This is a genomic window from Acidovorax sp. SUPP2825 (assembly GCF_030158995.1).
In the GTDB taxonomy this organism is placed as follows: domain Bacteria; phylum Pseudomonadota; class Gammaproteobacteria; order Burkholderiales; family Burkholderiaceae_C; genus Paracidovorax.
Map to the genome: position 1 here is coordinate 64,863 of NZ_BQXK01000023.1, position 13,186 is coordinate 78,048.

13 protein-coding genes and 1 pseudogene are annotated in these 13,186 nt (G+C 67.6%); 7 read left to right on the forward strand and 7 right to left on the reverse strand.

Annotated features, from left to right (window positions below):
* Position 1 precedes the first annotated feature (1 nt).
* Positions 2-1,081: a TIGR03118 family protein gene (locus AVAK2825_RS21755; protein WP_284402535.1), complete on the forward strand. Its 1,080-nt coding sequence runs from the start codon at positions 2-4 to the stop codon at positions 1,079-1,081.
* Between the two features lie 63 nt (positions 1,082-1,144).
* On the opposite strand, the gene AVAK2825_RS21760 is transcribed toward AVAK2825_RS21755, so the two are convergent.
* The 4 genes from AVAK2825_RS21760 to ppsA form a co-directional block, all read right to left on the reverse strand.
* The gene (locus AVAK2825_RS21760) at positions 1,145-1,615 is read right to left on the reverse strand and encodes a hypothetical protein (protein WP_284402537.1); all 471 of its coding nucleotides are present in this window, start codon (positions 1,613-1,615) and stop codon (positions 1,145-1,147) included.
* A gap of 167 nt (positions 1,616-1,782) precedes the next feature.
* The gene (locus tag AVAK2825_RS21765) at positions 1,783-3,876 is read right to left on the reverse strand and encodes a VC_2705 family sodium/solute symporter (RefSeq protein ID WP_284402538.1); all 2,094 of its coding nucleotides are present in this window, start codon (positions 3,874-3,876) and stop codon (positions 1,783-1,785) included.
* Complete coding sequence (locus AVAK2825_RS21770) at positions 3,869-4,231, reverse strand: DUF4212 domain-containing protein (RefSeq protein WP_284402539.1); 363 nt, start codon at positions 4,229-4,231, stop codon at positions 3,869-3,871. Before AVAK2825_RS21770 ends, AVAK2825_RS21765 begins: the two co-directional genes overlap by 8 nt.
* Before the next feature lie 19 nt (positions 4,232-4,250).
* Positions 4,251-6,641, reverse strand: a complete 2,391-nt coding sequence (ppsA, locus tag AVAK2825_RS21775; protein ID WP_284402541.1) for a phosphoenolpyruvate synthase — start codon at positions 6,639-6,641, stop codon at positions 4,251-4,253.
* Between the two features lie 218 nt (positions 6,642-6,859).
* Between ppsA and ppsR the strand changes: the two genes are divergently transcribed.
* The 3 genes from ppsR to AVAK2825_RS21790 all read left to right on the forward strand — a co-directional run bounded on the left by ppsR (position 6,860) and on the right by AVAK2825_RS21790 (position 8,776).
* Complete coding sequence (gene ppsR, locus AVAK2825_RS21780) at positions 6,860-7,681, forward strand: posphoenolpyruvate synthetase regulatory kinase/phosphorylase PpsR (protein WP_272568151.1); 822 nt, start codon at positions 6,860-6,862, stop codon at positions 7,679-7,681.
* Between the two features lie 129 nt (positions 7,682-7,810).
* Positions 7,811-8,467, forward strand: a complete 657-nt coding sequence (locus AVAK2825_RS21785) for a hypothetical protein (protein WP_284402542.1) — start codon at positions 7,811-7,813, stop codon at positions 8,465-8,467.
* Positions 8,468-8,491: 24 nt separating this feature from the next.
* Complete coding sequence (locus AVAK2825_RS21790) at positions 8,492-8,776, forward strand: hypothetical protein (RefSeq protein WP_284402543.1); 285 nt, start codon at positions 8,492-8,494, stop codon at positions 8,774-8,776.
* A 57-nt stretch (positions 8,777-8,833) separates the two neighbouring features.
* Here AVAK2825_RS21790 and AVAK2825_RS21795 read toward each other — a convergent pair whose 3' ends face one another.
* Entirely contained in the window at positions 8,834-9,175 is a 342-nt protein-coding gene (locus AVAK2825_RS21795; protein WP_272568148.1) for a hypothetical protein, read from the reverse strand.
* 320 nt (positions 9,176-9,495) lie between these two features.
* Between AVAK2825_RS21795 and AVAK2825_RS21800 the strand changes: the two genes are divergently transcribed.
* Positions 9,496-10,008, forward strand: coding sequence for a GAF domain-containing protein (locus AVAK2825_RS21800; RefSeq protein WP_272568146.1), 513 nt, complete (start codon positions 9,496-9,498; stop codon positions 10,006-10,008).
* Between the two features lie 96 nt (positions 10,009-10,104).
* Here AVAK2825_RS21800 and AVAK2825_RS21805 read toward each other — a convergent pair whose 3' ends face one another.
* On the reverse strand, positions 10,105-11,004 hold the full coding sequence (locus tag AVAK2825_RS21805; RefSeq protein ID WP_284402544.1) for a LysR family transcriptional regulator: 900 nt from the start codon (positions 11,002-11,004) through the stop codon (positions 10,105-10,107).
* A 109-nt stretch (positions 11,005-11,113) separates the two neighbouring features.
* Here AVAK2825_RS21805 and AVAK2825_RS21810 point away from each other — a divergent pair, with 109 nt between their 5' ends.
* Together AVAK2825_RS21810 and AVAK2825_RS21815 are read left to right on the forward strand one after the other, a co-directional pair.
* Positions 11,114-12,085 (forward strand): Bug family tripartite tricarboxylate transporter substrate binding protein, encoded by a 972-nt coding sequence (locus AVAK2825_RS21810; RefSeq protein WP_272568140.1) that lies wholly within the window; start codon positions 11,114-11,116, stop codon positions 12,083-12,085.
* A gap of 49 nt (positions 12,086-12,134) precedes the next feature.
* Complete coding sequence (locus AVAK2825_RS21815; protein ID WP_284402545.1) at positions 12,135-12,986, forward strand: substrate-binding domain-containing protein; 852 nt, start codon at positions 12,135-12,137, stop codon at positions 12,984-12,986.
* An 83-nt stretch (positions 12,987-13,069) separates the two neighbouring features.
* Here AVAK2825_RS21815 and AVAK2825_RS21820 read toward each other — a convergent pair.
* Positions 13,070-13,186, reverse strand: a pseudogene (locus AVAK2825_RS21820) (IS5/IS1182 family transposase); the annotation flags it as partial.

Below are 13,186 nucleotides of genomic sequence, written 5' to 3' on the forward strand. Positions count from 1 at the left end.
CTTGAAAATATCCAGAATCTTGTGGGGTGCGGTGCCGGCGACGGCGTTGGTGCTGGCCGGCTGCGGCGGGAGCGACGCCCCGCCGACGGTCACCTCCTTCACGGCCAAGGCCGTGGTGTCCGACGGCAGCATTGCAGGCACGCAGACCGATGCCAACCTGAAGAACGGCTGGGGCATCGCCTTCAACCCGAACGGCTTCGTCTGGGTGACCGCCACGGCCACACAAAAGTCCACGCTCTATGACGGCAACGGCGTACCGCAGACCCTGGTGGTGACCGTGCCCCCCGCCGGCAGCGCCCCGGCCAACCCCACCGGCATCATCTTCAGCGGCACCAGCAGCTTCCCCGTCACCAAGAACGGCGTGACCGGCCCCAGCCGCTTCGTGTTTTCGAGCGAGGACGGCAGCCTCTCCGGCTGGAGCCCCGCCGCCGATCTGGCCAATGCGATCGTGACCTACCGGGACGGCGGCGGCGCGGTCTACAAGGGCCTGGCCGTGGCCACCCGCAGCGGCGCGGACTTCCTGTATGCCACCGACTTCCGCAACAACAAGGTCGACGTGTTCGACACCAGCTTCCAGAAGGTGCAGCTGGCGGGCAGCTTCGCCGATCCGCAGCTGCCGGCCAACTACGCGCCCTACGGCATCCAGACCATCGGCACGCGCATCTACGTGACCTATGCGCAGCAGGAAGCCAACCGGCGCAACGCCGTGGCCGGCGCCGGCCTGGGCGCGCTGAACGCTTTCAACACCGACGGCACGCTGGCGCAGCGCATCGTCACGCCCGGCGCCACGCTCAACGCGCCCTGGGGCATCGCCCAGGCGCCTGGCAACTTCGCCGGGGCCAGCAGCCGCCTGATCGTCGCCAATGAAGGCGACGGCACGCTGCAGGCGTTCGACCCCGCAACGGGCGAATGGAACGGCGCCCTGGCGCAAAAGGACGGAACGACCCTGCAACTGGACGGCGTGCGCGGCATCGCGTTCGGCAACGGCCTGAACCAGCAGCCGCTGAACACGCTGTTCTATGTGGCGGGGCCGAACAAGGGCGTGAATGGCGCCTACGGCCGCGTGGACGTGCAGCCCTGATCCGCGCCTTCCTGCCGCATCGCCACGGCGCTGCGGCAGGACCGGCCCGCTGCGCGAGGCCGGTCAGCCGAAGAGCGCCCGCTCCAGGCGCCGGTATTTTTCATCGCCCACCAGTTCGCGGATCTTCGGCGCCAGTGCGGCGAGGTCGTCGAAACTGCGCGCGCCCTCGACCGCCAGGTTCAGCCGAAAGCCGCGCAGCCCCAGGCTGGACGTGATTTCCGTGGCGATCGGATAGGCCGCCTGGTAGCGCTCCATGGGCGACGAGGATGCCTCGCCCGTTGCCGGGGCCGGCGTGCCCTCGGGCGACGCGTTCTGCAGGTCCGGCGCACTGCCGTCCGGCAACGACAGCAGGCCCTGCCCGACCATCGCCAGCACGTCGTCCATGCCGATGCCCATGGTCGCGGTGGCCGCCAACACCTGCGCCAGCGTGCGCTTGCCATCGAACAGGATGAAGGCCGAACGCTGCCGCGAGGTCAGCGCGCCGTGGCGGTCCTTGAGGGCCAGATGGCCTGCAGATGTCTTGACGAGTAGCACGGTTCCCCCTGATCGTTTTCGGCGGCGTCGGGGGCACGCGCCCGTCCGATGGTTGGGCGCAGCGTCGCACGCGGTCGGGGCTTTGTGAATCCGGGTTTATCCATAACCACCATCCCCGCCGCATCGCCGCGAGCCCCAGCGTGCGCCGTGGCGCGCGCACCCGCCGTTCACATCCCCGGCAGGCGCGAATGGACCGACGGCCCGGCCCCCGGCGCCCGCGTGAGCAGGCTCACCAGCCACGCGGTCGCAAGGCCCATGGGCACGCCGAACACGCCGGCCGAGATCGGCTGGATGCCGAACCACAGGCCGTCCGCCAGCAGCACGGCAGGCACCACGGCGCGCACGGCCTCCACATGCGACAGCAGGTAGTACACGGTCACGCCCAGCCCGCACAACATGCCCGCCACCGCGCCCTGCCGCGTGGCGCCGCGCCAGAAGATGCCCAGCACCATCGCCGGCACGAAGGCCGAGGCGGCGAGCGAGAACGAGGCCGACACCATGGGCAGGATCTCCGAGCGCTTGAGCGCCGCCACGAACGCGGCGGACAGCGCCACTGCCAGCAGGGTGAACTTGGTCAGAATCACGCGCTGCTCGGGCGAAGCCCTGCGGCCCGTTTCGTGAAAATACAGATCGCGCACCAGCGCATTGCTGATGGTGAGCAGCAGGCCATCGGCCGTGGAGAGCGCTGCCGCCAGCCCGCCCGCGGCGACCAGCCCCGAGATCACATAGGGCAAACCGCCCAGTTCGGGCGTGGCCAGCATGATCAGGTCGGCGCCGAATCGGATCTCGCCGAACTGCACGATGCCGTCGCCGTTCACGTCCTCCACCGACAGCAGCGCCGCATCCACCCGCGCCCACTGCCCGATCCAGTTGGGCAGCGCATCGAACGGGCTGCCGACCAGGTTGCTCATGACCTCGAACTTCACCAGCACCGCCAGCGCCGGCGCGCTGAGGTACAGCAGCGCGATGAAGAACAGCGACCAGGCCACCGAAGAGCGCGCGGCCGCCACCGAGGGCACGGTGTAGTAGCGCGTGAGCAGGTGCGGCAGCCCGGCCGTGCCCACCATGAGGCAGAACATCAGCGCGAGGAAATTGCGCCGGGTGTCCTCGTACGCGCGCTGCGCTTCGGGCGATCCGTCCGGGTCGCCCACGTAGGGCTGGCTGTGCGCGGGCAGGCCGCCCAGCGGGCGGGCGCGCTCTTCGCTCTCGCGCATTTCGCGGCTCCAGCGCTCGCGGGCCGTGTCTTCATCGCGCGGCATCGTGGCCAGCTCCCGGCTGGCCGCCACGATGAGGCCGACGTCCGCGTTCTGGTCGCGCAGCTGGCGGATGCGCTGGCGGGCCGCTTCGCGCTCGCGCTCCAGCGCCGCGCCCACGTCCTGCAGACGGGCCTGCAGCTCCTGCGCCCGCGCCTGGTAGGCCGCCACCACCTGCCGCTCCGCGGGGTCGGCGAGCAACCGGGCCTCCATGTCGGCGATCTTGCCGATCTGGGTGCCGTACACCAGCGGCGCCAGGGGATTGCCCAGTTGCTTGTAGGCCAGCCAGGAGACGGGAATGAGGAACGCGAGCAGCAGCATCACGTACTGCGCCACCTGCGTCCAGGTGATGGCGCGCATGCCGCCCAGGAAGGAGCACAGCAGCACCCCGCCCAGGCCCAGCATGATGCCGATCTCGAACTGCACGCCCGTGAGCCGCGAGGCGATCAAGCCGACACCGTAGATTTGCGCCACCACGTAGGTGAACGAGCACAGCACGGCCGCGAGCGCTGCGATCACGCGCGGCCAGCGCCCGCCGAAACGCACCTGAAAGAATTCCGGGATGGTGTAGAGGTTCATGGCCCGCAGGTGCGGCGCGATCAGCAGCGCCACCAGGCAAAACCCGCCCGTCCAGCCCAGCAGATAGGCCAGGCCGCCGGCCTGCCCCGGCACGCCCGAGAAGCCCTGCAGGTACAGCGCGCCCGACAGGCTGATGAACGAGGCCGCGCTCATCCAGTCGGCCGCCGCCGCCATGCCGTTGTACACGGGCGGAATGCGCCGCCCGGCGACGTAGTACTCGTCGGCATCGGTCGTGCGCCCATACACGCCGATGGCCGCATAAACCATGACGGACAGGAACAGGAAGATGGGGCCGATCCAGTGGCGCGACAGGCCGCGCTGCTCCGCCCAGGCCATGACGGCCAGGAAGGCGATCACCCCGGCCACGTAGAGCGCGAGGATGCGGCGCAGCCGCCGGCCGTAGGCGGCTTGCGGCGGCGCGTCAGCCATGCGGCTTGCCGGGGGCGCCCGGGCCCGGCGCGTCGGGGGTGGACGGCGGCGTGTCCGCACCACAGGCCACCGCGTTCGCGTCCTGCCGCTCGAAATGGTTCATCGCCGCACAGTAGATCGCCACGATGCCGATGAACACCAGCACCGCGCCCTGCGACGCGATCCAGTACCCCAGCGGCCAGCCGCCCACCACCATGAACTGCAGGTCGCGGGCGAAGTAGCAGGCCCCGAAGGACACCGCGGCCCAGGCCAGCAGCAGGCCCGCCTTCAGCCAGAGGTGGCGGGCATCGTGCAGGTCGGGCGGAAAGGGATGTCCGGCCCCGGGCTCCTCGATCGCCGATGGGCGCGTGGGCATGGTCGCCGGACCGGGCCCGTCAGCGGGCCAGTTGCTGCCAGGTGGCGATCACGCTGTCGGGGTTGAGCGAGATCGACGAGATGCCTTCCTTGGCCAGCCACTCGGCGAAGTCCGGGTGGTCGCTGGGGCCCTGTCCGCAGATGCCCACGTACTTGCCCTGGGCCTTGCAGGCGGCGATGGCGCGCGACAGCAGGGACAGCACGGCGGGGTCGCGCTCGTCGAAGTCCTGCGCGAGCAGTTCGAGCCCCGAGTCGCGGTCCAGGCCCAGCGTGAGCTGGGTCAGATCGTTGGAGCCGATCGAGAACCCGTCGAAGTACTGCAGGAACTCGTCCGCCAGCACGGCGTTGCTGGGCACCTCGCACATCATGATGACCTTCAGATCGGCCTCGCCGCGCTTCAGGCCATGCTTGGCCAGCAGTTGGGTGACCTTGTCGGCCTGGCCCAGCGTACGCACGAAGGGCACCATCACCTGCACGTTGGTCAGGCCCATCTCGCCGCGCACGCGCTTGATGGCGTCGCACTCCATCGCGAACGCCTCGCCGAAATCGGCGCTGATGTAGCGCGCCGCGCCACGGAAGCCCAGCATCGGGTTCTCTTCCTCGGGCTCGTAGCGGCTGCCGCCGATGAGCTTGCGGTACTCGTTGGACTTGAAGTCCGACAGGCGCACGATCACCGGCTTGGGCCAGAAGGCGGCGGCGATGGTGGCCACGCCCTCGGCCACCTTGTCCACGTAGAACGCACGGGGCGAGGCATGGCCGCGCGCCACCGATTCCACGGCCTTCTTCAGGTCGGCATCGACGGCGGGGTAGTCCAGGATGGCCTTGGGGTGCACGCCGATGTTGTTGTTGATGATGAACTCCAGCCGGGCCAGGCCCACGCCGTCGTTGGGCAACTGGCAGAAGTCGAAGGCCAGTTGCGGGTTGCCCACGTTCATCATGATCTTGGTGCCGATCTTGGGCATTTCACCGCGCTGCACTTCGGTCACCTCGGTTTCGAGCAGGCCGTCGTAGATCTTGCCGGTGTCGCCCTCGGCGCAGCTCACCGTCACCAGCGTGCCGTCCTTGAGCAGGCTGGTGGCGTCGCCGCAGCCCACCACGGCGGGGATGCCCAGTTCACGCGCGATGATGGCCGCGTGACAGGTGCGGCCGCCGCGGTTGGTGACGATGGCGCTGGCGCGCTTCATCACGGGCTCCCAGTTGGGATCGGTCATGTCGGTGACCAGCACGTCGCCAGGCTGCACCTTGTCCATTTCGGCGATGTCGCTCACCAGGCGCACGGGGCCGGTGCCGATCTTCTGGCCGATGGCACGGCCTTCGGCCAGCACGGTGCCGGTGCCTTTCAGCTTGAAGCGCTGCTCGGCCTGGCCCTTGGACTGGCTCTTCACCGTCTCGGGACGGGCCTGCAGGATGTAGAGCAGGCCGTCGGTGCCGTCCTTGCCCCATTCGATGTCCATCGGGCGGCCGTAGTGCTGCTCGATCACCAGGGCGTAGTGCGCCAGTTGCTCGACGTCGGCATCGGACAGCGAGAAGCGGTTGCGCTGCTCGGTCGCCACGTCCACCGTCTTGACCAGCTTGCCGGTGGCGGCCTTTTCCTCGGCCGAGGCGAAGACCATCTGCACCAGCTTGGAGCCCAGGTTGCGGCGGATCACGGCCTTGTTGCCCGCCTGGAGCATGGGCTTGTGCACATAGAACTCGTCGGGGTTCACGGCGCCCTGCACCACCGTCTCGCCCAGGCCGTAGCTGCTGGTGATGAAGACCACCTCTTCGAAGCCGGACTCGGTGTCGATGGTGAACATCACACCGGCCGCGCCCAGGTCGGAGCGCACCATGCGCTGCACGCCGGCCGACAGGGCGACCACGTCGTGCGCGAAGCCCTTGTGCACGCGGTAGCTGATGGCGCGGTCGTTGTACAGGGAGGCGAACACCTCCTTCATCTTGTGCAGCACGTCGTCGATGCCGACCACATTCAGGAAGGTTTCCTGCTGGCCCGCGAACGAGGCGTCGGGCAGGTCTTCCGCCGTGGCGGACGAACGCACGGCGAAGCTCGCCTGGGGGTTGCCGTCGGACAGTTTTGCGAAGGCCTCGGCGATCGCCTGCTGCAGGTCGGCCGGGAAGGGCTGGGCCTCGACCATGGCGCGGATCTCCGCGCCGGCAGCGGCCAGGGCGCGCACGTCTTCGGTGTCCAGCGCGGCGAGGCGCTTGCTGATCTTGTCGGCCAGGCCGTCGTGGGCGAGGAACTGGCGGAACGCGTGGGCGGTGGTGGCAAAGCCCGTGGGAACGCGAACGCCCTGGGGCAGCTGGGAGATCATCTCGCCGAGGGAGGCGTTTTTGCCGCCCACCGACTCGACGTCGGTCATTCTCAGGTTTTCAAACGGAACGACCAGGGCGGTCGCGTTGAAGAGTGCAGACATGGGATAGCTCCAGAAGTTGAAACTGGGTCTGCGCCTGCGCTCCGGGGGAGCAATCGCGGGCGAGCGCCCATGCACGGCGTTCGGCTTTGGTGTTGTGGTTGTGGGCCGCCGGGGTGCATGGTGAGAATTTGGATAATGGGCGCCATTGTAGGCTTGCCCTGCGCGGCCGCGCTGGCGGCGGGCTGACGGATCGTCCCCCTTCTTCGGAACCCCTGCCCATGCACACGCGCACCGTTTTCTTCATCTCCGACGGCACCGGCATCACGGCCGAAACCTTCGGCAACGCCATCCTGGCCCAGTTCGACATGAAGCCGCGCCACGTGCGCCTGCCCTTCATCGACACCGAGGACAAGGCCCACCAGGCCGTGCGGCAGATCAACCACACGGCGGATGTGGAAGGCAAGAAGCCCATCGTCTTCACCACCTTGGTCAACATGGGCGTGCTGCGCGTCATCCAGGAAGGGTGCAAGGGCATGCTGCTGGACATGTTCGGCACCTTCATCCGGCCGCTGGAGACCGAGCTGGGCACCAAGTCGCACCACCGCGTGGGCCGATTTTCGGACGTGAGCCTAAGCAAGGAATACACCGACCGCATCGAGGCGATCAACTTCAGCCTGGACCACGACGACGGCCAGAGCCACCGCGACCTGGCCGGCGCCGACGTGATCCTGGTGGGCGTGTCGCGCAGCGGCAAGACCCCCACCAGCCTGTACCTGGCCATGCAGTGCGGCCTGAAGGTGGCCAACTACCCGCTGATTCCCGAGGACTTCGAGCGGCGCCAGCTGCCCCCGGCGCTGGAGCCGCACCGCAAGAAGATCTTCGGGCTGACGATCCAGCCCGAGCGGCTTTCGCAGATCCGCAACGAACGGCGCCCCAACTCCCGGTACGCGGCACTGGACAACTGCCGCAACGAGGTGTCCGAGGCCGAGGCGATGATGCGGCGCGCGGGCATCCGCTGGCTGTCCACGACCACCAAAAGCATCGAGGAAATCGCCACGACCATCCTGCAGGAAGTGCGTCCCGAGCGGCTGGTGTATTGATATGCAATGACTCAGCCAAACGAATAGTCAGAGCCTGGGCAGACCGCGCTCCCTTATTATTTGCAGATGGATCAAGATGGCTGTGCACAGCATGGCCATCGGTCTATTGATTTAAAAAAGGGAGAAACGATGGCTGAGATTGAGTGCCGTACATCGAACGATTCACCTACATGGGGTTTGATCGATCTATTTGCGTGGAAGCTGATTCCGGACCGTATGGGCGGCGGCCGGCAATACATCCAGAACTTCAAGGACGCGTGGGTTCGTCATAACAAGCAGTACATCCTTGAAGCCGCCACCAAATATCGACTTCCACCACCATTGCTGGCTGGTGTTTGCTGGATCGAGGTGGGGGGCGACCCCAATTTCATTGATCGCGTCGCATTCGAAGTTCGTTCATTTGATTGGAGCGGCCCTCCTGCCATCGACAAAATGGCGATCACCCGGCATCCGAATAAAACATCGTTCGGCTCCGTCAGCATTCAAATCCGCACGGCGGGCGAGACAATGGGCATTCCCGCTTCCGACATGTCAGTCACCCAATCCAGGGGACTCGCCAACTGCCTGCAAAGGGATGTTTTCAATATCGACGTCGTGGCGCAGCATCTGAGGCAACTGGCAGATCATGACAAATACACATTCCCACTAAGCATGGAGCAAGTCCGCATCATCGGCGCGCGCTACAACAGAGGCATGGGACTGTCTCTGGAACAGATCAAACAGAACACGAGCTATGGAAACTTCATCGTCAATTTCTGGCCACGATTCAGCAGCCTCATTGAATGATTAACCTGCACCATGAATAAGTTATTGCGGATCACCCTGCATGCAGCGTCCATCCTGGGCCTGCTGATCATGGCGCTTCTGCCACAAAATCAATACGACTTCATGCACGGGATGGACCCGTCCATTCCCGCCAACGCCATCGAAAACGGGTCGGGCAATGCCATCGTGGCAGCGGGTGCGATCTTTGCCCTTGTCGCAGTGGTCCAGATCGCCATCGCGGCGAAGGCCTCGCGGCCACGGGCCCGCGTTCTGCCCGCGGTGCTCGTTCTGCTTGGCCTGGCGATCCTGGCGATCAAGGTGGCCGGCTGAGTCGAAGAGGCCCGGGGTCAGGACCAGTTCTACCAAAGGCGCGATAGCACCGCCGGCCTACTGCACCGCCTCCGGCGCCGCGTGCCACAGTGCCTGGGGTCGGGGCTCGGGGTCGCGGTTTTCTTGCGCTGCCGCGCGGCGCTCCGGACCCGGGGTCCAGTGGGTCTGCAGACTGCGCAGCATGGTGCGAAAGTGCGAGGTCAGCCCCGGCATCTGCGACAGGGCCTGCAGGTTCACGATGATCTTGCGGGCCATGGCATCGCGATACGGGGCTTCGGCGGTGTGCGCGTGGCCCGTCATGAGCGCCATCGTGCTGGCCAGCAACGCCTCGGTGCAGGGCAGGCGGTATTCCTCGTCGGTGGGATTTTCAGTGTCCGGGCGCGGTGCATCGGCAGCCATCGTCAAGCCTCCTTCGGGATTGCAACAGACCAGGCCAGCCATCGGCCGCGCCGCATCCCACGACAGGGCAGCTTGCGGACCGGACGGTCCGACGGCGCCGCCCGCGGAGTCCACGGCCGACGGGCCGGACAGCGGGTGCGCCACGCGAACGGGCGCAGACCTGGATCATTCAGGGAACAAAAGGCGCTGGCTCGGAGCGCTGCACCCCTCGGGTGGCGCCTGGCTGGCTGCAGCACAGTATATGAGAATAATTCTCAAGCCGATGATGGTCATTCGGCCCGTTGCTCAGCCGAACGCCAGCTCTGGCTTAGACTGGCGGCATGCTTTTGGATTACGACCCCGACGACCTCGACGTCAAGATTTCGGAGCTGCTGGTCGCGACCAGCGATTCCGCCGACCCTGAGCTTCCCGCCGCCGTTCCGGAGGTGCTGAAACTGCTGCGCACGCGGCTGGGCATGGACGTCGCCTTCGTGTCCCAGCTCACGGCCGACCACCGCACCATCATGGCCGTGGACAGCGCGCCGGATTTCTCGCCGGTGGAAGTGGGCCGGTCCGACCCGGTCGAAGAAAGCTGGTGCCAACGGGTGGTCGAAGGCCGGTTGCCGGAGCGGATGGAAGATGCCGCGCCCTACATCGCGTCCGGCAAGGCGCCGGACCCGGGGTTCCCCATCGGCACCCATCTGAGCACGCCGGTGCGCCTGTCCGGCGGGGCGGTGTACGGCACGTTGTGCTGCTTCAGCCGCGGCGTTCGTGCCGATGCGGACATCGACCGGCTGCGTTACACGGCCAACCTGCTGGCCGCGCGGCTGGCGCCGGGTTCGGCGCGGGCTTGAGCAAGCCTGGCGCCGAATGCGGCGGCGTCGGGCCATCGGGGCAGCGGATGCATGCCGGCCGCCAGATCCCCTGCCCTTCGAGTGCAATCGGCCGCGTCAGACCGCGGCATGCATCTGCAGCAGGCGCTGCCGCAGGGCCTCGGCCACCGGGCTGAGTTCGCGCGAGCGCCGCTGCAGCAGCCCCAGGGTGCGCCACAGGTCGGGCCCGGTCAGCGGCACGCCGCACACCTGGGAATGCGCGGGCGACAGCGCCAACTGCGGCAAGGCTGCCAGCCCCAACCCGGCCTCGACCAGGGCCAGCGCGCCGGTCACGTGGTTGCATTCGTACCAGGCGACGGGAGGATTCGGCAGTTCCGCCATGGCCTGGTCCAGCAGCAGGCGGTTGCTGCTGCGGCTGGAGACCGACACCAGCCGCTGTCCAGCCAGTTCCTCCCAACGCACCTCGGTGCGCTGCGCCCAGGCGTGGCTGCGCGGCATGGCCAGCACGTAGCGTTCGCGCAGCAGCGGCTGGAACAGCAGCGCCGACTCCTGGGTGCCGGTGAAGCTCAGGCCGAAGTCCGCCTCGCCGCGGGCCACGGCTTCCAGCACCTGCTGGGCGTTCTCGTCGATCACGTGCACCTGCACATCGGGCAGCGCCTGCGCGAAGGCCTGCAGCGCCCGCGGAAGCAGGTGGTTGGCCACGGACGGCACGCAGGCGATGGTCACGCGGCCCCGGCGCAACTGCACCTGGTCGCCGAAGCGCTGGACCGCCTCGTCCAGCCCGGTCAATGCCATGCGCGCCTCGTGCAGGAACTCCTGGCCCATGGCGGTCAGCTCCACCGTGCGGGTGGTCCGCTCCAGCAGCCGGGCACCGAGCGCGGATTCCAGACGCTCCACCCGCCGGCTCAAGGCCGGGGCGGACAGGCACAGGATCTCGGCCGCCACGCGGAAGCTGGACTGGTCCGCGGTGACCACGAAGGCCTGCAGTTCCTTGAGGTCGAATTTGATGCTTCGCATGCAACAGTCGTTTCGTAAATTGCAATTTACGGATCATTGTGCCCGTCCTACGATGCGCCCTTGATCGCCGGGCCAACGACCCGGCGGCGCTTTCCCGGAGACATATCCCATGCAACGACGCCCCCTCATCGCGGCAGCCTTCCTGGCCGCCAGCTTCCCCCTCGCCAGCACCGCCCAGGCGCAGGACTTTCCCCCCAAGAAGCCGGTGACCCTCGTGGTCGGCTTCGCCGCGGGCGGCTCGGCCGACATCGCCGCCCGCATCATCGCCAAGAAGCTGGGCGAGAACATCGGCCAGAGCGTGGTGGTGGACAACAAGCCGGGGGCCGGGGGCAACCTGGCCCATGCCCAGGTGGCCAACGGCCCGTCGGACGGGTCCATGCTGCTGTTCGGCTCCATCGGGCCGCTGAGCATCGCGCCCCATTTCATGAAGGTGGCGTACGACCCGCTCAAGGACCTGGCGCCCATCTCGATGGGCGTGGCCTTCCCGAACGTGCTGGTGGTGCCCGCCAGCACCGGCATCAAATCGCTCGGCGATTTCGTGGCCAAAGCCAAGCGCGAGCCCGGCAAGCTGGACTACGCCTCCACCGGCCCGGGCTCGGCCGCGCACCTGGCGGGAGAACTGCTCAACGACGTGGCGAAGATCGACACGCTGCACGTTCCCTACAAAGGGGGCGCCCCGGCGCTGCAGGACGTGCTGGGCGGGCGGGTCACCGCGTTCTACGCGGCACCGCCCTCGGCCCTGCCCCACATCGAATCGGGCAAGCTCATTCCCCTGGCGACCACCGGCCTGACCCGCCCGGCCTACCTGCCCAACGTGCCCACCGTGGCGGAGACCTACCCGGGCTTCAACGCCACCAACTGGTACGCCTTCGTGGCCTCGGCCAAGACGCCCAAGCCCCTGCTGGACCGCTGGAACACCGAGATCGTCAAGGTGCTCAACACGCCGGAGGTGCGCGACAACCTGCTCAAGCACGGACAGACCGCCAGCCCCACGGGCCGCGAAGAACTCGGCCAATTCATCGCGGCGGAGCACGCCAAGTGGGGCCGCATCATCCGCGAACGCAAGATCACCGCCGACTGAGACGGCAGGCCGGACGCATTCCCCCCAAAAAAATCAGGAGACAAAGGACATGCCGCTCAACCTTCCGCTCACACCGTCCCCCACCACGGCCATGCCCAGCAACGCCCGGCGCCGGGTGCTGCGCACCCTGCTGGGCACCGCCCTGGGCCTGGGGCTGGCACTGGGCGGTGCCGCGCCGCCAGCCGCCCAGGCCGCGGAGATCCGCGTGGTCACCTCCGGCGGCTTTTCGGCCGCCTACGACCAGCTGGTGCCGCTGTACGAACAGGCCACCGGCCACACGGTCGTCACGGCGCGTGGCGCATCGCTCGGCAACGCGCCCGACTCCATCCCCAGCCGCATGGCGCGGGGCGAGCAGTTCGACATCGTGATCCTGGCCGATTCGGGGCTGGACGAATTGACGGCGCAGGGCAAGGTGCAAGCGGGCAGCCGCGTCGACCTGGCCCGTTCCATGATCGGCATGAGCGTGCGCAAAGGCACGCCCAAGCCGGACATCAGCAGCCCCGAAGCCCTCAAGCAGACGCTGCTCCAGGCCCAATCGGTCGCCTATTCCGCCAGCGCCAGCGGCACCTACCTGGTCAACGAACTGTTCCCGCGCCTGGGCGTGGCCGAGGCGATGAAGACCAAAGCCACCAGGATCTACAGCGAACGCGTCGGCGCGGTGGTGCTGCGGGGCGATGCGGAGCTGGGCTTTCAGCAGGTGAGTGAATTGCTGCCGTTCAAGGAGCTGGAATTCGTCGGGCCCTTGCCGGACGCCGTGCAGCAGCGCGTGTTCTTCTCGGCCGGCGTGGCCGAGGGCGCGCAGAACGCGGATGCCGCCCGCCATCTGATCCGCTTCCTGGCGTCGCCGGCCGCCGCCCCGATCGTGCGCAGCACGGGCATGGAGCCCGCGGCCACGCGTTGAGCGGGCGGGCGGTCCGCACCGGCAATCGCCCTGGAGAGGCCTGAGGACAAAACGGCCTCCAGCACAATAAAAACTAGAGCGTGTTATGAACTTCCCGCCGCAGCTAGCACCCGTGCAGCGGCGGGCAACATGAGCACTGCAAACACCAGAAAATGTAGCCCGCCGAGCACTTCCGGCAACCGCTCATAGTCCCGGGAGAG

Excerpts from the sequence above, each read along its gene's own strand:
- AVAK2825_RS21765 (WP_284402538.1), bottom strand. The coding sequence starts at position 3,876 with ATGGCTGACGCGCCGCCGCAAGCCGCCTACGGCCGGCGGCTGCGCCGC.
- AVAK2825_RS21770 (WP_284402539.1), bottom strand. The coding sequence starts at position 4,231 with ATGCCCACGCGCCCATCGGCGATCGAGGAGCCCGGGGCCGGACATCCC.
- ppsA (WP_284402541.1), bottom strand. The coding sequence starts at position 6,641 with ATGTCTGCACTCTTCAACGCGACCGCCCTGGTCGTTCCGTTTGAAAAC.
- ppsR (WP_272568151.1), top strand. The coding sequence starts at position 6,860 with ATGCACACGCGCACCGTTTTCTTCATCTCCGACGGCACCGGCATCACG.
- AVAK2825_RS21785 (WP_284402542.1), top strand. The coding sequence starts at position 7,811 with ATGGCTGAGATTGAGTGCCGTACATCGAACGATTCACCTACATGGGGT.
- AVAK2825_RS21795 (WP_272568148.1), bottom strand. The coding sequence starts at position 9,175 with ATGGCTGCCGATGCACCGCGCCCGGACACTGAAAATCCCACCGACGAG.
- AVAK2825_RS21800 (WP_272568146.1), top strand. The coding sequence starts at position 9,496 with ATGCTTTTGGATTACGACCCCGACGACCTCGACGTCAAGATTTCGGAG.
- AVAK2825_RS21805 (WP_284402544.1), bottom strand. The coding sequence starts at position 11,004 with ATGCGAAGCATCAAATTCGACCTCAAGGAACTGCAGGCCTTCGTGGTC.
- AVAK2825_RS21810 (WP_272568140.1), top strand. The coding sequence starts at position 11,114 with ATGCAACGACGCCCCCTCATCGCGGCAGCCTTCCTGGCCGCCAGCTTC.
- AVAK2825_RS21815 (WP_284402545.1), top strand. The coding sequence starts at position 12,135 with ATGCCGCTCAACCTTCCGCTCACACCGTCCCCCACCACGGCCATGCCC.